The organism is Flavobacterium endophyticum (genome assembly GCF_003634455.1).
In the GTDB taxonomy this organism is placed as follows: domain Bacteria; phylum Bacteroidota; class Bacteroidia; order Flavobacteriales; family Flavobacteriaceae; genus Flavobacterium; species Flavobacterium endophyticum.
In genome coordinates, this window is the sequence record NZ_RBLC01000001.1 from 631730 (window position 1) to 652129 (window position 20400).

The window sequence follows — 20400 nt, forward strand, 5'->3', positions numbered from 1 at the left end:
AATATTGCGGATTATTTCGTAAAACATTAAAACTTTTGGCCTCTTAACTTGGTACAGTTTAGAAAGCAGGCCAATAGCAATGATTGGACGCATAATAACCTTTATAATAGAAACTATGACAATTCCTGTTACAGCATGGACTGCAACGGTCCAGGAAGATATAGAAGCCAGCGAATCCATTTTTGAGATGGTCCTGCAAGAATATAGTCTTAGGATATATAATACTGGCGATACCTTATGGCTGGTAGCGGCATGGCCAGAAGCAGGGAGCATTGCCTTCAGGCTTGCCTTCGGCATGAACAGCAATTTTGACAAGGCGACTGTAAGCGAGGCAGACGGCGCAGTGCTGATAACCGCCTCGACAAGATTGGGAGATTACAGGATAGTCCTCTCGCTGCCCGAAAGCCCTGACGCCATCTTTCGGTACACCACTACATTCCGTGCTAGACTGCAGCTTCTTATCCCTTTCTGGCCGCGGGATATTGTGCCGCTCACAAAGTACGGGCGTACGGAAAATACCGCCGGCATAATCCATGCCCACCAGGCAGGAACAAGATCGGGACAGATATTCTTTAGCATGACTTGGCCAAAGGCAGGCTCCGTCCTCTATTTCCAGAACCTGACCGCAATGTCGCCATACTGCGAAGCGACGGAGGTATCCCTGGCTGAAACCGTCGGCGGAAGCTGGCCAGAAATAGGCTTCCAGTTCCCGGTTAATCCTGAAAAGGCGCTTCCCGCGGATAAAGAATTTGTTATCTCCGATGCATTCGTGCTGCTTGGAAAAAACATTCCATCCAAGGACTGCGATATCGCCGCACAATTTCTAGACTATCTCGCAGCGATCTACCTATTGCTGCCGAAGCCCGATACCGAATATCACGACTGGCCCTCTATTGCGGAAAAAGTCTTGGATGACCTTCATATCAATAAGGGCTGCTGGACACAGACTAATGGCAGTCCATACCTGAATGCGTACGTCGGAGATTATGCCACGCCTTCTGAAATAATGGTACAGCTTGCCGTGCTGCTGCCGCTCCAGGAGTATCTGGCATGGTCAGGAACCCGTCACCAGGCTTTTGATGATCTCAACAGCGGGCTGAAAGATTTCTATAACGATAAGATCGGTACGATCGTAAGGTGGCATCCCGCCCTTGAAGATGATCTTGACAAATCAGAGGAACAGAAGCGTGAGATGGTGATGGACTCCTGGTACCTCCACCATCCGCTATTAAATCTTTCCAGAATGGCACTCCGAGGAAGCAAGACAGCAAAGGCTATATTCCTTGATTCGATAGATTATGCAATTAAGGTGGCCCGCCATTTCAATTATGAATGGCCTGTCTTCTATAAGATGACGACCCTGGAGGTCCTGAAAGCCGAAACATCGCCCGGAAATGGCGGTGAGAAGGACGTACCCGGATCCTATGCCCATATCATGCTGATGGCATATAAGCTGACCGGCGAAAAGCGGTTTCTCAGGGAGGCGGACAAAGCGCTCAAGAGCTTGGAAGGGCTCACGTTTGACATCTTTTATCAGGCAAACAATACGGCCTTTGCAGCAGGTGCGCTAGCAGAGCTGTATAAGGAAACCGGCAAGCCAAGATATCTTGAGCTGAGCTACTGCTGTCTTGCCGGCATATTCAAGAACTGCCAGATATGGGACTGTAATTATGGCCATGCAAAAAACTTTCCGAACTTTTTTTCCGTTTTTCCACTAAACGACGCGCCCTACACGGCTGCTTATGAAGAATTGGAGGTCTTCGCAGCACTCCACCATTATCTGGAGGTCATTGCGGGAATAGATATCCTGCCCTCGCTAAAAATACTGATCCCAGAATTTATCAAGTATGCTTCAGGCAGGCTCGCATTTTATTATCCGCCCCTGCTCCCCGAAGAAATGATTGCGGAAGAAATAAAGACCGGGGAGATCAAGAAGGACCTGTGGATTCCTTTGGAAGACATCCACGACGGCTGGGAAAAAAGCGGCGAGGTCGGCCAGGAGGTATATGGCGCGGGACTAGCATTCGGAATCATACCTAGGCACTACTTCAGGCTTGAAAGTGTCGATGCACTCATTTTTGTAGATTATCCGGTTACTGATTTCAGGTCGGGCAAAAAGTCGGCCACATTCCATATCGAAGGATCACCTCAGCTCAGGGCACACATGAAGCTTTTGGGCATCCCCAAATCAGTTCTGGCAAAAATAAAGGTTGAGCAAAAAGACAAGGGCATATACAGAAACGTGAAATTATCATCGGGCCAATTTGATTTGGCAGGAAGCGGAATGGTAAGGATAACTTGGGCCGCCTATTAGGGAAATTATATCGATACTGCAAAAGGTCTCTCTTTATCCAACGGTCATAGGGATAATTTGAACTAAATCATACTGCTGATTGTTCTCCTAAGTAGGTTGATCAATTAAATACGCGAATCTTAAATATTACAACATGAAAAGCCAAACCAATGAAAAAATGCCGAACGGGCATTTACACTAGCTTTTCGTAGACGAGCTGAAAGATATTTAGATGCAGAAAAGCAATTGCTTAAGGACTCAAAAAATGGCCGATAGTGCTATTAGCCCTACTTAAAAGACACTTCTTGATGCACCGAACTGAAACTAGGGAACAGATCGAGCGATTGAAACAATTGTTTGAAGGGCTGTGACTGACTGCTAGAAGCAAAAAATGCATGGCCATGGAAGGACTATTGTTGGAAGCTGAGGAAACCACCGAAGAATTTGAGGGCGACCTGCTCTCGATGCCACCCTGATTTTAGCAGCGCAGAAGGTAAGGTCGATTATTACGAGATTGCAAGTCATGGCTGCTTGACCACCTATCCGTCGCTTATGGAGTATACTAAAGCAAAAGAACTGCTAGGAATGACTCTTGAATATGAAAAGGAGACAGATCTGAAACTTACCGGTCATTATCCCTTATCAGCTAAGACAGCTACTTTCAGGCTTTCATATGCATCTCGGGCAGTTACAGTGAGCTTATGGTCAGGGTTTTCTATTTTTGAAATTAAATCTTTAAGAATTCCCTGCAAGCATTTGCCATACACTTCAGATTTTGTCTGCTTGATCTCGAAACTGCCTGTTACCATTTCATCGACATTGTATTCGATGCCTCCTATACTTGTTACTATTTTCTTTTCGGCAAAATAGGTGCCCCAGCCTTCCGGACGCGACACATCATTGAGATCGCTAATTGGAACCGCTTTTTCTATTACAAACCCTGGAAGTGTGCCTAGTGCATCTTTACTATTTTTATTAACTAGCGCCTCAATGCGTCCCTTCATCGGTATCCATCCCTCGATTTCCACCTTTGCGAGGTCATAGACAAGGCGCATGGTAGTTCTTTCAAAAAATCCAGGACCGGAAAACGAGTGATAGTGGCTGGCTATAAGCCCCCCATCATATAAGACCAGAGCAGAAACCTGATCTTCCTGCCCTCCATTTCTATTGTGCGAGCATCCGTAAACCTTGCTGAATTTCTGATCGGTCAGGGCGTTGATAATGTCGAAAAAATGGACGCCATGCTCAATAAAGATTCCGCCTGAAAGCTCTTTTTCCCAGAACCAGTGGTCTGCAGGCAAAGATTCGTCCTGCGCATAATTGCTTATTTCCGCATGCCTAAGCTTGCCGAGCGCCTTCTTGCCATTTAGCGCGACCAGAGCCCTAATTATCGGATTGTAGCGAAGCATGTGGTTAACCATGATTATCTTTCCAGTTTCCTCCTGTACCTGCAGCAGCTTCGCTGCGCTTTCGATATTTAACGCAATTGGTTTTTCAAGCAGCACATGCTTTCCTGCCCGCATGGACTCGCAAGCCATCTCAACATGAAATGCGGGCACAGTAGCAATGCTGACAATATCAATCTCACGATCTGCTATAAGGTCTTTCCAGTTTTCATAGTGGGTCACACCGTCTGATTCTTCGTCTGCAAAATTTCGATCGGAAATTGCCGATACTTCTATACGTTGCTGCATGCGCCACCAATGGTGCAGAAATTTACCAAAGCCCCCGTATCCAATAATCCCGATCTTATATGTCTTCATTTTTATAGCGCTATTTAGTTTAAAGCCATGTAATGGTGTTGCCTGCCCTTTTGCAAACCAGCAGAGCCGAGGCCGCGTCTGAATCGTTTTTCGCTTCTGGTTCCTGTCTGCAAGAAGATAAGAAGCCGCTGCCGATCGCTGCCGTCAGCTAGAAGATGTAGATCAAACGCCATAGTTGTTTTTTAGTATATAAAAATAGTCCTTTCCTTTTATGGCATATTACAAAATAACGCGCACAATTTACATGTCAGGCCTTTTTTCTCGCTAGAGATCCATCCATAATTTTTGCTAGATTCGATAAGCTTGCCATTGCTATTTAATTAAGGTTAGACGAGATAAAACATAACCCCTAACGAAAAGCATGGTCATGGTCATGAATTTTCACATAAGTAGATTTGCTCTTGGTAGCTTTATTTTCCTAAAGGAACTGAAAACTATGCTAAATGATGCTTTTGCTAGATAAACTGTTTAAGTGGACGTACTTGCATACTGACAACATCACATCCTTTTGATCTTGTCAAGCAGAAGAGAATGGACTCCGCAATATCTGAAGCATTTAGCATTTCCTTCGCGGCTACTTTGTCCTGCTTTTCTATACTGGTGCCGGGCTGCATATCGGTATTTACTGCACCTGGTTCGATTAGCGTGACTTTGATATCATGTGGGTTGACTTCTTTTCGCAGTGCGGCTGTAAATCCCTGTATTCCTGATTTAGTCGCTACATAGACACTGCTGCCCGTCTCGCGGATTTCTGCACTCATGGATCCTACATTGACTATATGCCCGTTTTTTTTTGCCTTCATTCTTTTGATGGCGGCATTAGTACAGGCAATGTAGGACAGAAGGTTGGTATTTACTATATAGCTCCATTTTTCATAATTTCCCTCTCCGGCACTTTCTGCCGCCAGGCCAGCATTATTTATCAATATATCTATGTCTCCGAATTCGGATTCTAGTGCCCGAAAGACTTCTTCTACGCCCTGCTCTGAAGAAAGGTCAGAAGTGATGCCCGAGAGCAATGCATCGGGATACTTGGTCTTTGCATCCCCTATCGTCTCGTCAAGCTGCTCTTGGTGGCGGCCTGTGATAAAAATTTTTGCTCCTAGCCCCGCAAGAAGATGGGCAGTAGACCTGCCTATTCCTGTAGTTCCACCGGTTATCAGGATAATCCTGCCTGCAATCGTTCCGTTAAAGTTATTTTTCTCGTCCATAAATTTATTTTATCTACAATCCACATGCTGAGGATCTACTATCCAGCCTTTTACTCTGACGCAGCAGAATCGGCCTGTTTCATAGTATTTGTATGTTGGTTCATGGTATCCTGCGTACCGCTGCTGAGAGTTCCCTCGCGGGTAGGAGTTTTTTCGGTAGCTGAGGCGTCCACTGCATCGCGATTGGTATTATTGTCCCTGCATGAAAATATCATGAACATGCAGGCAGCTAAAATCACTATGAAAATATAAGTGTCGATCTTTTTCATGTCCTATTTTTTAGCACCTATTATGGCTTTCAGGCTTTTTGCATGTTCCAGATGTCCTGTCAACGTAGGTATTTTGCCAGAAGCCCATGCCCTTATTTCTTCGTCGGATGCACCTTCCGCCGCTTTTTCCATCTTGTCGATCGCCTTTTGATGTCCATCAACCATCATTTCTGCAAATTTCCTGTCAAAATCTAAACCAGCTTTCTCATCGAGCTCCTCATACATTTTTTGTCCGTCTTCTGTCAGGGTACCGGGCAAAGAGATATTCTTTAGCTGGGCGAGCTTTTTTACTTCAGCTGAAGATTTCATATGGTCTTCTTCCAACATCTTGCCAAACGCCTTGACATCTGGATCGCTGCTTTTTTGCTGGGCAAGCTTTCCAATCTCAATTTCTTGAAGGTCTGTCGCTGCTGCCTCAACCAAGTACTGCGCATCGTCTTCCGCGTTTTTGATACCATCAGATTTACTTCCATTTTCTTCTTGGGCTACTTCTTCCATTTCTGCCGACTTGTTTTCATTTTTGCATGACATAGCTGCAAGAACGAGTAGCAGGATCAGGCTTCCAAATAGCTTTTTGATAACGATGTTATTTTTCATAACCTTTTTTTTAGTTAGTAATTATATCTGGTTAAAATTACAGATTAATAGAGCACAGGATTTTACAAGATATGGTCCTAATATTATAATATTGTTTAGGATGATGCTGCTAAAACAAGCTCGGATATGTAAAGATCTGCAAGCGATGTCACGACCGAAAAATGTAATAATTCCGTAAAATACTATAATAAGGGTGCCAGAATAAAAAACTAGCTTTGATTGCCTAACACAAAAAAATATACTATGGACACACCTAACAAAAAGGACACGCAGCGCGGCAACAAGACCGTCAGCGCAAAATCTTCCGCAGCAGCAGACCTTCGCGAACTTTTCATCGATGAGCTAAAAGACATCATATATGCAGAGCGCGCTCTTGTAAAAGCGCTTCCAAAGATGGCCAATAATGCTTCCGATCCGAACCTGAAGGCAGCAATAGGCGAACATGTAGCAGTTACGGAAGGGCAAGTCGACCGACTGGTACAGGTCTTCGAGCTTTTGGGTGAATCGGATCGCGGAAAAAAATGTGATGCGATGGAAGGGCTCATCATGGAAGGAGAAAATATTCTGGAAGAGACAAAGCCAGGTCCTGTAAGGGACGCGGCTATTATTTCGGCCTCCCAAAAAATAGAACACTACGAGATTGCCTCATACGGCACGCTTGTTGCATTTGCCTCACTGCTGGGAGAAGATGAGGTATCTGAGCTGTTAAAAATAACGCTTGATGAAGAAAAGTATGCCGATGTCAAGCTGACCGAAGCGGCGTATGGATCGATAAATCTCGAAGCTTTGGAAGAAGGAGAAGAATAATAAGTGGTTTGCTGAATTTGTTTGGAAAGCATAATCTAAAGATTATGCTTTTTCTTTGCTTAACCACAGGCCAAAGAAGATGCCAGATGTGTATTTATTTATGCCTCATGCATTTGCGACCTCCCTAAAGCACTCGCATTCGCTATTTATGCTAAGTTCCCTCATTACCTGTCCGTCCCCTCTTCCCATCTCATCAGGCTCTCCATTTTGCAATATTCTGCGCAAAAAACGTATAAAACCTTTTTTCTAATAGCATAGTAATTTTAAAATATGCACAGAAAAGCAGGCTGAAAGCATTGGAAGAAACTTGTCAAACAAGGTAACTGACCTTGAAACGTATAAACCACATTTTTCCGTCAGGCGTAATGGATAGTAATCGATCAATTGCTTTTATCTTGCGTATTGAAATATATAAATTAAGAAGGTTAATATATAAATTGTGCCGTTAAATAATTAATAGATTTGCCCTGTTCGGATGAGGGTCCGATATATTAAGCTTGTTTAGAACAGAATAGGATAGCGCTTGCTATCCTATTTTATTTTATACGATCCAGATATGAATTATTTTACTTTTATTGAATTTTATATCCCATTATGAGATATTTATTACTGTTAAATTTCTTAATTTCAAGGACTATTGTTAATTAATCACGTATATTAGCTCCTCACCTCTGATTTAGTTGAAGTACTTCAACCTTTCTCCCTCTATCCCATAAGCGACCCAAAACTACAGCCTATGAAAAATCTAAAGATTTGTCTAGTCGATGACGACAATGACGACAGGGAAATATTCGAAGAAGCATTTAAAGAACTGAATTCAGAAAACAGCTTGATTATTTTCAAGAACGGACTTGAAATAATCGACTATCTCGATAAAGTCGAAGAAATTCCACACATCATATTTCTTGACTTAAATATGCCGATTATGGGCGGTCTTGAAACATTAAAGGAAATAAGAAAAAATACACGCTACAAATTGTTATCTGTAGCAATATATTCCACTTCTTCATCAGAGAAGGATATAGAAGAGACGCTTGCAGCGGGAGCCAACATCTATATCACGAAGCCTGCGAATTTCGAAAGGCTTAAAGATACGCTCAGAAAGGTAATCAAGATCAACTGGCAGTATCATGCTGCAGAGTTGGACAAGGAGACGTTTGTGCTTGTTGTGTAAAATATCTGAAGTAGATTCTTCAGTAAATGTATTGCGCAAATTAATGCTGCCGATATTTTCATATGGCCTATTCAGCAGCAAGCAGTATTTTAAATGTCATACCCTCCCCAACCAGGCCGTTTACCGTCATGTAGCCGCCGTGATTCTCGACAATTCTTTTACACAGCGACAACCCAATTCCTGTTCCCGTCTTGGTTACCGTGAGCCGCTGGAACATCTTGAAAGCCTCTTCTGCATATTTCTGGTCAAATCCTGTACCGTTGTCTCTGAAAGAAAACCAAAAGAAGTTCCTGGTTTCCTTGCCTCCGATATATTGTCAGATATCTTTATAAGATGCGTTCTCACAGCTGATTTCGATCAGCAGGAGCTTGGTAGTAAATTGCGTATAAAACACTTAACAAACATTTCTCTCTTAATCGCCCATCCTTCAGACTCCAGCAGCGAGCTGTTCTGTCATCTCTTCGATACAGAGGAAAGCTTCTTCTCGCTGTGCCGGGGAGAAGCCGTACACGTTAAAAAATTCTCCTGCCAGTGACTGGGCTTTTTCTTCAAATTCTTGAAGGAAATTCTGGACATACAAAAAATGCTCTATCCTGTTGCTCACGTTAATCTTTTTTTCTGCTGAATATCTTGACTTGTAATCGGATAGCAGGATCAATGCGCTATTCTTGAATTCTTCCATGTACTAGCTTCTGTTATTGTTATCTGTAAGTCTTTTCGAAATAATTCCAGACATGTGTATCAGCGGTCCCGCACATAATTATCATGCTAAAATTCTGGATATCAATCGACCTGGATATTATATAGTTTTGGGAAAAGCTTATATTGATTCTAATCCAGCTTGTCGGCAAATCTGTCTTTGACGTTCTGGGATATATATGCTGACAGCCCTCTTCCCGCCACGGCCAGCCTTTTCATCTGTTCGACGGCATCTTTTCCAGTACTTTCATTGGTATACAGGTAGGTCTCCCCGTCAGCAAATCTAATCTTGATGCTGTCGTTGGAAAGCTCATAGGCTGCGATTCCCGATTTTTTGCTTTTGTTTTTATATGGAACCATAAAATAGGAGCGTTGGACGAAATCTTATTTATTCTCACTGCTTAAGCGGATCTTTCTCAGGTCTGTCTGCGATGGGCCGTTTACGACTACGCCGTCGCATGTGAACCTGGAGCCGTGGCAGGGACAGTCGAATGTCTTTTCATCATTATTCCATTGGACTATGCAGCCAAGATGCGGACAGACTGCGCTGAAAGCTTTGAGGCTGTTGTCATGATCCCTATATACGGCAATTTTCTGCATTCCGTGGGAAAGGACGCTGCCATGCCCAGGCTCAAGATCCGCCGTGTTCTGCAAGTCTGGAGGTGCCAGCCAGTCGGCATACTGGGCCGCCATGTTGCCTGCTTCCCTTAGGAAATCTTTCGCCGTGCTGAAGGTAATGCGGGAAGGGCTGTATAAGTCCTTCCATTTGTTTTCTGTACCCTTTATCAGATCCCTGATAATGATCGCTCCCAATGTCGCATGCGTCATTCCGTTTCCCGAGTCTCCTGTTATGATATAGATATTCTCATCGCCCGGATTCTTGCCCATGAAGCCGAGGGAATCGACCGGCTCCATGATCTGCCCGGACCATCGGTATGACAGGTCTTCCAGCATGGGAAAAAATTCGCGGGTCCAGGCCTCGAGCCTCCCGTAGCGCTCCTGCTCGGAAATGCCTTCATCATCTCCCTGCCCTGTCTTGTGGTCCTCGCCTCCTGCTATAAGCAGGTCGTATTCCGAATCATAGCTTTCGGTCCTTGCATAGTGGTAGGGCTGGGAAACCCATCGTGAATCGGCATCGCCGGTATCCCACCACAATGCATGCGGAAGCGCTCCCTTCTTGATCTTTCCCGCGATAACATAGCTTCTGTACGCATGCTGTTTCATATGCATCGTCAGCGTATCGTTTATAGGCGAATTTGTCGCGACGACGATGTGTTCGGCTGAAAAAGCAAGGCCGTTCACCAGCGCGCCTTCTTTTGTAATCTTCTCTGCCCGCGCCTCGGTAAATATGGTGCCCCCGTTCCTTACTATCGCTTGTGCCAGCCCATCGAGGTAGCGCATGATATGAAACTGTGCCTGGTTATGGAAAGCTATGCTTCTCTTGTTCGAGCCCCCGGCAACTGCAGGTATTTCATCCAGCATTGCAGTATCAAGGCCTGCCCTTTTTGTAGCATCAAATTCCTTATCGAGGTTCTCATCCCTGTCTGACGGATGCAGGAAGAGGTAGCCGTCGACTCTTCGGAAAGCGCATTCGATCTTCTCTTCCGCAATAATCCTCTCGATCTCATCAATAGCCGAAACGTGGCTCTCAGCAGCCAGGGCAGCGGCATCCTGCCCGAATACCGACTCGAGATAATAATAGCGGTCGTCTAAAGCGCAGCTCAGGTGCGCCGTAGTCCTGCCGCTTTCCCCGCTTCCTATAAATCCGTCTTCCGCCACGATAACCTTTCTGCCTGCTTTTAGCAGCAGATAGGCAGCCGTAAGCCCTGCGATGCCGCCGCCGATCACAAGAACATCCGTTGCGGCCGGCTGGCTCGGTTTCTCAAAAGAAAGAATCGGAGTGCTGTCAATCCAAAAAGACACATTTTTTCCCGAAGTAATCGATCCTGTTTTGAAATTATCCATGTTATATAGTTTATTACCCTCGTTTCCGAACCAGGGTGTTAGTATCAAATAATCATCCAATTAAAATTCTAAATAAAAATTCATCCCTTCGTTATACAATTCAGCACTAAACTTATATGACACGGCTACGCTCTAGCTGGATCATTTAATGTTTGGTTCTATACATCCTAACAGAAAAGTATAAGATACTGTTTACTAAAAAGTTAACCATGCGCCATCTTGCAACATTCTGCTAAAATCATATAAGGCCTTTTCTTTGCAAGTATGGTAAATTTGACCTGTTGCGTTCTATTTAAACCCATGCAGGAGCTACCATCTCAGCAAAACAAATGCCTGCTGATAATAAATAAACCATTAATTATGAAAAAATTATTCCGCTTGCTGCCGATAATGCTTTTTGCAATATCATGCCTTCTCCTGTCATGCAGGGACAATAAATCGACGAATCGTGACAAGGAATCCTATCCTGAGACAGGATCGGACGATACAGATGAAGGAATACCCAAAGGGGAAGAAAAAGCCCTGCCTGATTCTGATAGAGAAAGCCAGTCCGATTCCGTTACGGTAGGGCCGGCATCGCCAAAAAAATCAGTAGATTATTAAAGATATTCCAATAAAATCATGAAAGACAAGAACCAAACTCCAGTCCCAAAAGTCAGAAGCGGGGAAGCACCTGACAAAAAAAGCAAGAGCGGGCCGGCAATCGAGCATCTTGAATCAGGCATTGAAAGCGACATCAGCCCGGACAACAAGAAAGCATCCGATACGATAAAGACCACCACGCAGGCACAGGAAGAGCGCGAAAGAAAACTGGAAAACGGAAGCGGCAGCCTAGATATCAAATCTGGCAAAGAGGGACAGGCAGCCAAAAAAAAGAAATAGGGCTACGGGCTTACTGCAGTAGGCTACGGTAACAAGTGGAATGGTAAAAAAAAGCATAGTCTATCGACTATGCTTTTTTTGTGTGTCCCGGTGTGAATGGATAGTGCATTACTCCTGGCCGGGCCGAAGCTTGCTTTTCAGATTATATCTGATCCGCTTTTTGATCTTTATCCCGTCGATGGAAATTTATGGCTTCAGCACAACCTTTACGCAGTTGTCCTCCCGCTTGTTAAAGATGTCGTACATCTTGCTTGCTTCGGACAGAGGTACATTGTGGGTTATAATATCTTCGAGAACCACCTTTCCTCCGGCAACAAGATCGATCAGGTGGTCTATGTAGTTGTGTACCGGTGCCTGGCCTCCCCTGAGCTTGATTCCTTTGTCGAACCATTGGTGAAGAGGAAAATTGTCATAGGGCGATCCGTATACGCCCACTACGGTCACGGTACCGCCCCGCCTTACCGCATCAAGGCAGTAGCTGAGTACTTTCATTGTGCCTACCTCGCCCTGGATCAGGTTTTTGGCCTTGCTCAAAAATCCATGGTCGGCTTCCATCCCTACCGCATCGACGCATACATCCGCTCCATATCCTCCGGTCATGTCTCGGATCATCTCTACGGCATCAACTTCCTTTGCATTGATGGTTTCGACACCGGCTGCCCTGCCTGCCATGTCCAGGCGGTACTGTCTGGTATCGATACCGATCACTCTTCCTGCTCCGCGAAGCCATGCGGACTTCATTGCCATGATCCCTACAGGACCGCATCCAAAGACAGCCACGGTCTCGCCTCCTTTGAGTCCTGCCCAGTCGATGGCAGACCATCCCGTCGGAAAGATATCCGTAAGGAAAAGGACCTGCTCGTCGGTCAGGTTATCGGGCACCGCACGCGGGCCATGATCCGCATAGGGAACCCTGACATATTCCGCCTGCCCCCCGTTGTAGCCGCCATACAGGTCGGTATATCCGAACAGGGCGCCTCCCTTGCCTTTCACCAATCCGCCTTCGGGGCCGTAGTTTTCCGGGTTTGAATTCTCGCAGTGGGTCGGCAGATTGCTGCTGCAGAAGTGGCAGGTTCCGCAAGAGATGGGAAAGGGAACTACTACCCGATCGCCTTTTTTCAGGTTTCTTACGCCTGCGCCGACTTCCTCGACTATGCCCATAAATTCATGACCAAGGACCATGTTTCTTGGCTGGGGGAATACCCCGTTGTAGATATGCAGATCCGATCCGCAGATTGCCGTAGAAGTAACTTTCAGGATGACATCCCTGCTATCTTCGATAGCGGGATCAGGGACAGTATCTACGCTTACGTGTTTGGGCTTGTGGAATACTAGTGCTTTCATATCAGTTGGTTTTAAGGTTTATGCGAGTGAGAGACGGCGATTCGCCTATAGCTTTCATGGCACGCGCGATATCAGCGTAAAATAAAAGTACTGAATCCCATAAGGCCCTGCATTACAGAATTTAACGCATTGTTTGCATGCTGGCTCACATATTCACGGACAGTCTTCTGTCTGCAAAAATTTCAGTCGCTGACATTTTTTCTCTTAAAAAACGTTAAGGATTAGGTCTTTAAAGTGAAAAAATGTCATTTTCTAGGTCTGGCATTTATCTTGCAATTATCTCTGCAAATGCCGGCCGGCAATAATCTATAGCAATTTATTGTATAACTATTAAAAAGTAAGAATCATGACTAGTTTAAGAAGAAACGGGTTACAGTACCCGTCGTTTCCGGCACTATTTGACGACGCATTAAGCCGCGAGCTTTTTAACTGGGGAAACAATAACTATTCCTCTACCCGTACGACAGTGCCTTCGGTAAATATCAGCGAAAATGCGGAAAACTTCGAAGTCGAGGTAGCAGCACCCGGAATGGAGAAGACTGATTTCAATATCAGGCTGGACAACAACATCCTTACGATATCTTCGGCCAAAGAGCGCCAGGAGGAAACAAAGCAGGATAATTATACTCGCAGGGAATTCAGCTACCAGTCATTCCAGCGAAGCTTCGAGCTTCCAAAAAATGTAGTGGATGACGAAGGGATCAATGCGCGCTATGAAAACGGGCTGCTCCGCCTTACCATTCCGAAGAAGGAAGAAGCCAAGCAGAAAGCGCCTCGCATGATCGAGATTTCCTGATAGGTTTATGCTATTTTGCGGCTGCCCCTAGGGGGCAGCTTTTTTTTGCATCATCCCGACGGTCCCGATATTTTCATTTGCATCATGGCGAATACAGAATGGCGTAGTTTCTGATTTCTTTTAGGCTTTTTATTAAAAATATAAATCTGGGCTAAAATCTTGTAACCCATAAAACCCCAGACAATATTAACTTTAAACAAAAAGTGCCATTAGAAACTAATATAAACAGTATCATCCAGTTTTTTCTGTCTATAGAATCTGCTGCCCAGCGGCAGGCTATGGCAGGACAGATAATCGAATCGCTTAATGACATGAGGGTGCGTTTAGGCAACACCCGGCTGGATATCAAAGCATTAGAGATACTCACCAATAACATAAGACAGTACAGCGGAGACGTATCCGAGATGGAGAGGGAAATACTGAAATTTGAGATTTCTCTTTTAGCTGATATGATATCATGATATATTGCACCCGAAGCGTAAACATGAAGTTTTCTCCTGATCGGACCCAGTCAATTATTATTGCTAACTTTGTGTCAAATCCCTAACCTATGAAAAAAATAACTTCATTTGTCTTTCTTCTGATTACTGTCAACAGTTTTTCCTGGGGGAACAGGGGCCATGCCATGGTAGCGCAGGTAGCATTCAGCTATCTGGATGAAAATACCAAAAAATATGTCCTTTCCTATCTAGACGGAATGACGATCGAAGAGGCTGCAAACTGGATGGACGACATCAAAGGCGACAAAAATCTCGATCACATGAGGGCCTACCACTATGCAAATTTTCCCAAGGGAACTAAAGCCGCTGACAGGGAAGGCAGCAATATTGTCCATGTATTGAATAATACGATTATAGAACTGGGAGCAAAGGACCAGCTGACTAGGGAAGAGATCAAGACCAGGATACTCTTCCTGTTCCATCTTATCGGCGACCTGCACCAGCCGCTGCATGTGGGCTACAGTACCGACAAGGGAGGGAACACGGTACAGCTGAACTATAGGAATCAGGGAACTAATCTGCATTCCCTTTGGGATAGCGGTATTATCTCAAGCCTGAACATTACGCTTGCCGATTGCCTCAATTCACAGATATACACATCTGAAGAATTAAAGTCAATCCGGGCTGTCAATGTTGTCAGCTGGAGCCAAGAATCTCGAGAGCTTCTAGGCCAGGTTTATGATTATGGACATCCTAAGGTAAAGGATAAGTATGCTGAAGAAAGTGCAACAATAATTAAACGACAGCTCCAGAAAGCAGGGATACGGCTTGCTGCTGTATTACAGCTGTTTTTTAAGGAATAAAATCATCAATCTGCTACTTCTGAAGTATGGTCAAAAGAAAAAAGTATTGGTGTAGCATGGCAGATTCAATAATTTTAGAACTGAATATTGCTGGCGCAGGCTTAGAATTTAATAAACTAATAGAATGTTTTAGGAATGAACCCTATAATAATGAAATGGTTTATGATTAATTCTGCCAGATTTTAAAAAAGGATAAAAGATTTGGACTAATAAAAATATAAAATGATTATCTTGCAATGACTTTTATTTTAGCAGGTTATGTTTGCAGAGGATATATTAGCGCTAGATTTTGACAACAGTTCGGTAAGAAAAAAGCTGGAGGTTTATAATTACGGGCTCAATACAGCGAGGAAGGGAGAAGTAATAAACTTTAACCAATTAAAAAAAGTTTTGGACAAGATAGCCCACGACAAGGAGGAAAACGATGATCTACAGGTGGAGTTTATCAGGGGATTTTCAGACAGCTATGAATAAAGGCAGGAAATCTAGCTCATCTTGATAACTTTGGCAATCCCGCTTTTTAAAGCCTGGAAGCTCCTATGCTTGACCACATAGCTATTAGCTCCAGCAATCAGGCAGTCATGAATGTCCTTTCCTGCCGCAGATGTAGAATAAATCGCTACATGAATGTATTTGTACTCTGGTTTTTTCCTTAATTCCTTTAGCGTCTCAAGCCCTCCCATGATCGGCATATTTAAGTCAAGAAAGATAATATCTGGCATTTCTTCTATGCTATTCAGATAGTCAATCACCTCTAATCCATCCTTGAATACCATCAAGTCGGTCTCTGGATTTAACTCACTAAACGCGTCTTGGAATAACTCCCTGTCATCATTGTCGTCATCGACTAGACAAATCTTTAGATTTTTCATAGGCTGTGTTTTATTTTTCGCCTATGGGATAGTGGGAGGAGCTGGTTGAAAATTTTCAACTAAAGCAGAGGTGAGCAGCTAATGTACGACATTAAATCGACAAACGGTCATAAATACGCTATTAACAGCAATATCATATCGTCAGTTGCCGGAGTAGACTGACAACATATAAAGCTTTGTGAAAACTATATAACATCATTATGCCTGCTTTTCTGAACTTTATAACTAGAACAGAATCTTAATCTAAGACATATGAAGACAGAAAATACAAGGAAAAAAAGCTTTTTCGAGAACTTTGCATCAAGGGTCACTCAGATTACGGGTTCCACGCCTGCTATTCTCGTCGCTTTCGGTATAGTCGTGGGATGGGCGGTATGCGGTCCGATCTTTGGCTATTCTGAAACCTGGCAGCTTGTAATCAACACCGGGACGACCATTATTACTTTCCTCATGGTTTTCCTGATCCAAAAATCCCAGAACAAGGATTCGCTTGCCCTGCAGCTGAAGCTTAACGAATTATTGGCTTCCAGTAGGCTGGCAAGCAACAGGCTCGTGGATATTGAGGACCTGACCAAAGAAGAGATGCTGGTCATCAGCACGTATTACAGCAAGCTTAATGAACTCGCAAAGAAGGAAAAGGCCCTTCATGAGTCGCATTCGCTCGATGAGGCAAAAGAAGGCCATGAATACAAAGTACGTCTGGGCAAGCCCAAAAAGAATAAGTCTATTCCGAAAAAAAGTACACGCAAACCAAAAAATATATAATCTCGAAACCATGGCAGTACAAAGTATTCTTGAAAGCAGCAGGCTTATTGCGGAGAACAGACTAAAGATAGCTTTTGCTGAAAGCGCAACAGCCGGATGGCTCGCTTCGGAATTTTCTTTTGTTCCCGAATCGGGGAAATTTTTTTTAGGAGGCATCGTTTGTTATGATGTCTGCGTAAAAGAAGAACTTTTTGACATTCCTAAAGAAACTATCGATAGGTATACGGCTGAATCGGCAGAGGTAACGCAGCTGCTTGCCGAAAGGCTGCCGAAATTTTTCAAAAGCGATATTTCAGTAGCCGTTACCGGATTGACATCGCCAGGCGGCAGCGAAACACCAGAAAAGCCTGTAGGCACCATGTTTATTCATATCAAGATGCAGGACAAAAGATATGTTTCACATAGGGAGGTATTTGCAGGCAGCCCGAAAGAAATCATCAATCAGGCGGTGGATAAGGTTGGGGTCTTGCTTTTGGAGCTGCTGAAGTCGTATCATTTATAGAAACCGGCATTCCTTATCAAAATTAAGTAGGCTCTTTTATTGGCTATCAAATACTTGTATAGTTTTAAAAATTTCCATATCGAAATTTACCATAATATTTAGCTTTTTCACATTAAACATAACTTATTAATTTTTACACATTTAAGGTGATCTATTCTCATTCAGGCACAAAAAATCACAAATCATTTATTTCTAGATAATTATAGACAAAATCTAAAAGCAGGACATCTGAGAGTTGAACCTCATAAGAAACCTGCATATATTACTAATAATCAGATAAAAAATCAACTATTTGTTGAACCATAAAGTTCACAAAACGTTCTTCTTCAGGTATGGAAGCAGCTTGGGGCACTTCTATTTTCAGCAAATCGAATTCAGTAAACTTAATTGTATTATGAGACAACGCAGGGCAGATTTTATAGGTTACTAAACCACTATCTTGATAAAAAATACCATATCGGAAAACAAACTTTAAGATCATCAGCCTAACCAATGGTGAAGTATTTCGATCAATTATATCTTTAAAAGAATGAATTTTGCTCATAAATTTTTCCGTTACATCAATCCGCTCTTCAATATATTTTTCTGTAGAATTAATAAGTCCTAATATATTTCCATATTCGATTGCATGTCGCTCAGACCATTTCCTGAACGTAACCGCATCTATGGTTTTGTTAATCAGATGTTCCTCGAGCGATTCCATTTTTACATCCAGCTCCTTAAGCATTTTCTTGCGGCCTGTGAGCTGCTCCCTTTCGCTCACCAAAGATTTTTCAATTCCTTCTCTTACTTTTCCATTTAGAACAACCATTTGTTCTGCCGTCAGTTTTAGGTTTTCCAATACTTGGTTAAATTGCTCATGGATTTTCTTGCCTGGAATATTTACTGAGACGTGCTCGGTACATCTATAGTACAAATAATACTGCTTTTTCCCCTTGCTCCATCCGGCAGTCATGTATTTTCCGCAATTACATTTCAACAGGCCTTTTAGCAAATAGTCTTTGCGTGTCTTTATTTTTAAAGGCTTTTTGGAACTTTTCATTTCTTGAACGAGCCAAAAATCGGCTTCGGAAACAATAGCTTCATGCAGGGCCTTTATATATTTTACCGATCCGTTCTCACTATTCAACTTGACAAGTCCAGCATATACATAATTATCCAATATGCGACCTACTGCATTATGTCCCTTGAGCGGGAAACCATTCTCACAGACGTTGGCAGCTATATCTGCTATAGATATCCCCGACAGATAATAGTTGAAGATTTTTCTAATAATCTCAGCCTCTCCCATATTTTGAATAAGCATACTTTTTCCCAAAAAATCCCTGCTATTGATGTAGCCAAATGGAGCCTTATTGATAAACCTGCCTTCTAATCGCGCTCTTTGTATTCCCCTTTTTGTCCTAGCCCTTATATTCAAGAGTTCTGCATTTGCGGTAGCATATCGGAATGCTCGGTTAATAAATACCGCTGGATCTTCCGTATCGATATCCAGCGGTTCATCTACAGAAACAACCTTAATGCCGTATATGCTTTCGAATTTCTTGATTTTTGAAAGGGCTTCCGAAAGGTCCCTGCTGAAACGATCATGTTCCATAACGACCATATAGTTCACTAATCCTTTATGCTTCTTTACATACATCTCTAGAGCCTTAAAGTCTAACCTGTCGAAAGAGGAACTTTGCTGTCCATTATCTTTAAAAAGTGCAACGAGTTCGAGCCCATATTTAGCACAATAGTCATTGATGGCTGCTTCCTGGGCATCCAAAGAGTATTTCGACTGGTCCTTGAAACTTAAACGCATATATCCAACAGCATTATTCATAACCGTGCGCTTTTAGGACAGCAATTTAATGTTATAAAATTATCTGTAATTTAAGCTATTATCATCTTTGTAACCTCTGAGTAAAAAACAAACCTTATTATTAAGTTTGAATAGTATTTTATATAGGAAATATTTTTTTTTCATTAGACATTTTAAGTCTTATGTTTCTAAATCATCCCATTTTTGCATTTCTTTTATTTTAACTGTATCGACAATTTTTGCATAAACCTGAGTTGTCCGTATATTAGTATGCCCTAATAATTTACTTACCACTTCTATTGGAATTCCTAATGAAATTGAGGTAGTGGCAAATGTATGCCTAGCTACATGGCAAGTAAGTTTTTTATTGAATGAAAGCTCTATTCCTATCTTTTTTAATATTCTATTTGTTACTTTATTACAATATATTCTAAATACACAATTGTTATTAAAAGGTGTAACGGGAATAAACTTTTTTGCCTTCTTGCTAAGAGGAATATTTACTAAATATCCTGTTTTATGCATTTTGAGGTGTATAGAATTATCAATTATAGAGTCCGTTGAGAAGGTTTTTAGATCTGAATATCGAAGTCCAGTGTAACAAGCAAATAAAAAATACCCAAGAATATCTTTCTCTATTGATTTGTTGAAATTATCCTTTAAATAATAATCAATAAGTTTATTCAACTCTTCGATTGAGAGAAAATCTCTTTTACCGTCCACTTTTTTAATGGAAGTATATTGAAATGGGTTCGTTTTTATATGGCCGAAACGCATACAGATATTGACAAACGTTCGGAGGACTCGCAGACTTTTACTTGCTGTATTTTCATTATTGCTTAAAGTATTTAACATATACTGTCTGTAATCATTTATAAATCTTTCATTAATATCTGAAAAAAGTATTTCTTTCTTGAATTTAAGAATCTTAGAAATCTGAGATTTATATCCGAACCAGGTTTCTATCTTGAATTTTGTTTTATTTTCTTCTAAATAACCAAGAATATAATCTGTAAAACTTTGTTTTACTGAATAATGATTTAAGGCAAGTAAACGGTCTTTGAACTGTGCTAATGAAAGAGGATATTCTTCGTTTAAAAAATTATCTACCAACAGTTTGATGGATTTTTTATCTATTGCATCTAGTACCATATTGTATCTTTCATGGTGTTTATTTTGAAATTTCACCCGTTGATTTCTCAATGACCAGTCACGCAAAGGAATCGTTACTGGCGTAGCAGTTTCTATTTTTTTTCCTTTTAAAAATGCTCTTAAATAAATTGGATATAGCCCCTGTTTGTTCTTTTCTTTTTTTATTACAAAGCGATAGCTTATTTGTATGCTCATAGTTACT

The 20400-nt window shown here is 42.4% G+C and carries 22 protein-coding genes and 1 pseudogene; 11 read left to right on the top strand and 12 right to left on the bottom strand.

Features of this window, described 5'->3' with window-relative positions:
* Positions 1 to 115 precede the first annotated feature (115 nt).
* Positions 116 to 2314 carry a hypothetical protein gene (locus CLV94_RS03150; RefSeq protein ID WP_121374992.1) on the top strand — a complete coding sequence of 733 codons (2199 nt, stop codon included), beginning with the start codon at positions 116 to 118 and terminating at the stop codon, positions 2312 to 2314.
* Between the two features lie 510 nt (positions 2315 to 2824).
* A pseudogene (locus tag CLV94_RS17250) lies at positions 2825 to 2875 on the top strand (hypothetical protein); the annotation flags it as partial.
* A 50-nt stretch (positions 2876 to 2925) separates the two neighbouring features.
* On the opposite strand, the gene CLV94_RS03160 reads toward CLV94_RS17250, so the two are convergent.
* The 4 genes from CLV94_RS03160 to CLV94_RS03170 all read right to left on the bottom strand — a co-directional run bounded on the left by CLV94_RS03160 (position 2926) and on the right by CLV94_RS03170 (position 6133).
* Entirely contained in the window at positions 2926 to 4056 is a 1131-nt protein-coding gene (locus CLV94_RS03160; protein ID WP_121374994.1) for a Gfo/Idh/MocA family protein, read from the bottom strand.
* 455 nt (positions 4057 to 4511) lie between these two features.
* On the bottom strand, positions 4512 to 5267 hold the full coding sequence (locus CLV94_RS03165; protein WP_121374995.1) for an SDR family oxidoreductase: 756 nt from the start codon (positions 5265 to 5267) through the stop codon (positions 4512 to 4514).
* A gap of 50 nt (positions 5268 to 5317) precedes the next feature.
* The gene (locus tag CLV94_RS16905) at positions 5318 to 5536 is read right to left on the bottom strand and encodes a hypothetical protein (protein WP_147406559.1); all 219 of its coding nucleotides are present in this window, start codon (positions 5534 to 5536) and stop codon (positions 5318 to 5320) included.
* A 3-nt stretch (positions 5537 to 5539) separates the two neighbouring features.
* Complete coding sequence (locus tag CLV94_RS03170) at positions 5540 to 6133, bottom strand: DUF4142 domain-containing protein (protein WP_121374996.1); 594 nt, start codon at positions 6131 to 6133, stop codon at positions 5540 to 5542.
* A gap of 243 nt (positions 6134 to 6376) precedes the next feature.
* Here CLV94_RS03170 and CLV94_RS03180 point away from each other — a divergent pair, with 243 nt between their 5' ends.
* Both CLV94_RS03180 and CLV94_RS03185 read left to right on the top strand, forming a co-directional pair.
* Positions 6377 to 6940 (top strand): YciE/YciF ferroxidase family protein, encoded by a 564-nt coding sequence (locus CLV94_RS03180; protein WP_121374998.1) that lies wholly within the window; start codon positions 6377 to 6379, stop codon positions 6938 to 6940.
* 736 nt (positions 6941 to 7676) lie between these two features.
* A complete protein-coding gene (locus CLV94_RS03185) occupies positions 7677 to 8114 on the top strand; it encodes a response regulator (RefSeq protein WP_121374999.1) in 438 nt (145 codons plus the stop codon).
* A gap of 67 nt (positions 8115 to 8181) precedes the next feature.
* On the opposite strand, the gene CLV94_RS03190 is transcribed toward CLV94_RS03185, so the two are convergent.
* From CLV94_RS03190 to CLV94_RS03205, 4 genes are all read right to left on the bottom strand, one after another.
* On the bottom strand, positions 8182 to 8424 hold the full coding sequence (locus CLV94_RS03190; protein ID WP_121375000.1) for an ATP-binding protein: 243 nt from the start codon (positions 8422 to 8424) through the stop codon (positions 8182 to 8184).
* 117 nt (positions 8425 to 8541) lie between these two features.
* Complete coding sequence (locus CLV94_RS03195; protein ID WP_121375001.1) at positions 8542 to 8796, bottom strand: hypothetical protein; 255 nt, start codon at positions 8794 to 8796, stop codon at positions 8542 to 8544.
* 149 nt (positions 8797 to 8945) lie between these two features.
* Positions 8946 to 9173, bottom strand: coding sequence for a hypothetical protein (locus CLV94_RS03200; RefSeq protein WP_121375002.1), 228 nt, complete (start codon positions 9171 to 9173; stop codon positions 8946 to 8948).
* 24 nt (positions 9174 to 9197) lie between these two features.
* Complete coding sequence (locus CLV94_RS03205) at positions 9198 to 10778, bottom strand: FAD-dependent oxidoreductase (protein WP_121375003.1); 1581 nt, start codon at positions 10776 to 10778, stop codon at positions 9198 to 9200.
* 360 nt (positions 10779 to 11138) lie between these two features.
* Here CLV94_RS03205 and CLV94_RS03210 point away from each other — a divergent pair, with 360 nt between their 5' ends.
* Together CLV94_RS03210 and CLV94_RS03215 are read left to right on the top strand one after the other, a co-directional pair.
* A complete protein-coding gene (locus CLV94_RS03210; protein WP_147406561.1) occupies positions 11139 to 11381 on the top strand; it encodes a hypothetical protein in 243 nt (80 codons plus the stop codon).
* Positions 11382 to 11399: 18 nt separating this feature from the next.
* A complete protein-coding gene (locus CLV94_RS03215) occupies positions 11400 to 11660 on the top strand; it encodes a hypothetical protein (protein WP_121375005.1) in 261 nt (86 codons plus the stop codon).
* Between the two features lie 186 nt (positions 11661 to 11846).
* Here the strand turns inward: CLV94_RS03215 and CLV94_RS03220 are convergent, their stop codons facing one another.
* Positions 11847 to 13004, bottom strand: coding sequence for a zinc-dependent alcohol dehydrogenase (locus CLV94_RS03220; RefSeq protein ID WP_121375006.1), 1158 nt, complete (start codon positions 13002 to 13004; stop codon positions 11847 to 11849).
* 346 nt (positions 13005 to 13350) lie between these two features.
* On the opposite strand from CLV94_RS03220, the gene CLV94_RS03225 reads away from it, so the two are divergent.
* From CLV94_RS03225 to CLV94_RS03240, 3 genes are all read left to right on the top strand, one after another.
* Positions 13351 to 13800, top strand: a complete 450-nt coding sequence (locus CLV94_RS03225) for an Hsp20/alpha crystallin family protein (RefSeq protein WP_121375007.1) — start codon at positions 13351 to 13353, stop codon at positions 13798 to 13800.
* Between the two features lie 550 nt (positions 13801 to 14350).
* Positions 14351 to 15103, top strand: a complete 753-nt coding sequence (locus tag CLV94_RS03235) for a S1/P1 nuclease (RefSeq protein WP_121375009.1) — start codon at positions 14351 to 14353, stop codon at positions 15101 to 15103.
* Between the two features lie 258 nt (positions 15104 to 15361).
* Positions 15362 to 15577 carry a hypothetical protein gene (locus tag CLV94_RS03240; protein WP_121375010.1) on the top strand — a complete coding sequence of 72 codons (216 nt, stop codon included), beginning with the start codon at positions 15362 to 15364 and terminating at the stop codon, positions 15575 to 15577.
* Positions 15578 to 15588: 11 nt separating this feature from the next.
* On the opposite strand, the gene CLV94_RS03245 is transcribed toward CLV94_RS03240, so the two are convergent.
* Positions 15589 to 15975, bottom strand: coding sequence for a response regulator (locus CLV94_RS03245; protein ID WP_121375011.1), 387 nt, complete (start codon positions 15973 to 15975; stop codon positions 15589 to 15591).
* 252 nt (positions 15976 to 16227) lie between these two features.
* Here CLV94_RS03245 and CLV94_RS03250 point away from each other — a divergent pair, with 252 nt between their 5' ends.
* Together CLV94_RS03250 and CLV94_RS03255 are read left to right on the top strand one after the other, a co-directional pair.
* Complete coding sequence (locus CLV94_RS03250) at positions 16228 to 16740, top strand: low affinity iron permease family protein (protein WP_121375012.1); 513 nt, start codon at positions 16228 to 16230, stop codon at positions 16738 to 16740.
* A 10-nt stretch (positions 16741 to 16750) separates the two neighbouring features.
* On the top strand, positions 16751 to 17242 hold the full coding sequence (locus CLV94_RS03255) for a CinA family protein (RefSeq protein ID WP_121375013.1): 492 nt from the start codon (positions 16751 to 16753) through the stop codon (positions 17240 to 17242).
* Positions 17243 to 17507: 265 nt separating this feature from the next.
* Here CLV94_RS03255 and CLV94_RS03260 read toward each other — a convergent pair whose 3' ends face one another.
* Entirely contained in the window at positions 17508 to 19067 is a 1560-nt protein-coding gene (locus CLV94_RS03260) for a recombinase family protein (protein WP_121375014.1), read from the bottom strand.
* 159 nt (positions 19068 to 19226) lie between these two features.
* The gene (locus tag CLV94_RS03265; RefSeq protein ID WP_121375015.1) at positions 19227 to 20393 is read right to left on the bottom strand and encodes a site-specific integrase; all 1167 of its coding nucleotides are present in this window, start codon (positions 20391 to 20393) and stop codon (positions 19227 to 19229) included.
* Between the last annotated feature and the right edge of the window lie 7 nt (positions 20394 to 20400).

Coding starts and splice junctions, on each gene's coding strand:
- CLV94_RS03185 (WP_121374999.1), top strand. CDS start 7,677: ATGAAAAATCTAAAGATTTGTCTAGTCGATGACGACAATGACGACAGG.
- CLV94_RS03180 (WP_121374998.1), top strand. CDS start 6,377: ATGGACACACCTAACAAAAAGGACACGCAGCGCGGCAACAAGACCGTC.
- CLV94_RS03265 (WP_121375015.1), bottom strand. CDS start 20,393: ATGAGCATACAAATAAGCTATCGCTTTGTAATAAAAAAAGAAAAGAAC.
- CLV94_RS03170 (WP_121374996.1), bottom strand. CDS start 6,133: ATGAAAAATAACATCGTTATCAAAAAGCTATTTGGAAGCCTGATCCTG.
- CLV94_RS03250 (WP_121375012.1), top strand. CDS start 16,228: ATGAAGACAGAAAATACAAGGAAAAAAAGCTTTTTCGAGAACTTTGCA.
- CLV94_RS03150 (WP_121374992.1), top strand. CDS start 116: ATGACAATTCCTGTTACAGCATGGACTGCAACGGTCCAGGAAGATATA.
- CLV94_RS03245 (WP_121375011.1), bottom strand. CDS start 15,975: ATGAAAAATCTAAAGATTTGTCTAGTCGATGACGACAATGATGACAGG.
- CLV94_RS03215 (WP_121375005.1), top strand. CDS start 11,400: ATGAAAGACAAGAACCAAACTCCAGTCCCAAAAGTCAGAAGCGGGGAA.
- CLV94_RS03255 (WP_121375013.1), top strand. CDS start 16,751: ATGGCAGTACAAAGTATTCTTGAAAGCAGCAGGCTTATTGCGGAGAAC.
- CLV94_RS16905 (WP_147406559.1), bottom strand. CDS start 5,536: ATGAAAAAGATCGACACTTATATTTTCATAGTGATTTTAGCTGCCTGC.
- CLV94_RS03165 (WP_121374995.1), bottom strand. CDS start 5,267: ATGGACGAGAAAAATAACTTTAACGGAACGATTGCAGGCAGGATTATC.
- CLV94_RS03195 (WP_121375001.1), bottom strand. CDS start 8,796: ATGGAAGAATTCAAGAATAGCGCATTGATCCTGCTATCCGATTACAAG.
- CLV94_RS03235 (WP_121375009.1), top strand. CDS start 14,351: ATGAAAAAAATAACTTCATTTGTCTTTCTTCTGATTACTGTCAACAGT.
- CLV94_RS03240 (WP_121375010.1), top strand. CDS start 15,362: ATGTTTGCAGAGGATATATTAGCGCTAGATTTTGACAACAGTTCGGTA.
- CLV94_RS03205 (WP_121375003.1), bottom strand. CDS start 10,778: ATGGATAATTTCAAAACAGGATCGATTACTTCGGGAAAAAATGTGTCT.
- CLV94_RS03225 (WP_121375007.1), top strand. CDS start 13,351: ATGACTAGTTTAAGAAGAAACGGGTTACAGTACCCGTCGTTTCCGGCA.
- CLV94_RS03210 (WP_147406561.1), top strand. CDS start 11,139: ATGAAAAAATTATTCCGCTTGCTGCCGATAATGCTTTTTGCAATATCA.
- CLV94_RS03160 (WP_121374994.1), bottom strand. CDS start 4,056: ATGAAGACATATAAGATCGGGATTATTGGATACGGGGGCTTTGGTAAA.
- CLV94_RS03200 (WP_121375002.1), bottom strand. CDS start 9,173: ATGGTTCCATATAAAAACAAAAGCAAAAAATCGGGAATCGCAGCCTAT.
- CLV94_RS03220 (WP_121375006.1), bottom strand. CDS start 13,004: ATGAAAGCACTAGTATTCCACAAGCCCAAACACGTAAGCGTAGATACT.
- CLV94_RS03260 (WP_121375014.1), bottom strand. CDS start 19,067: ATGAATAATGCTGTTGGATATATGCGTTTAAGTTTCAAGGACCAGTCG.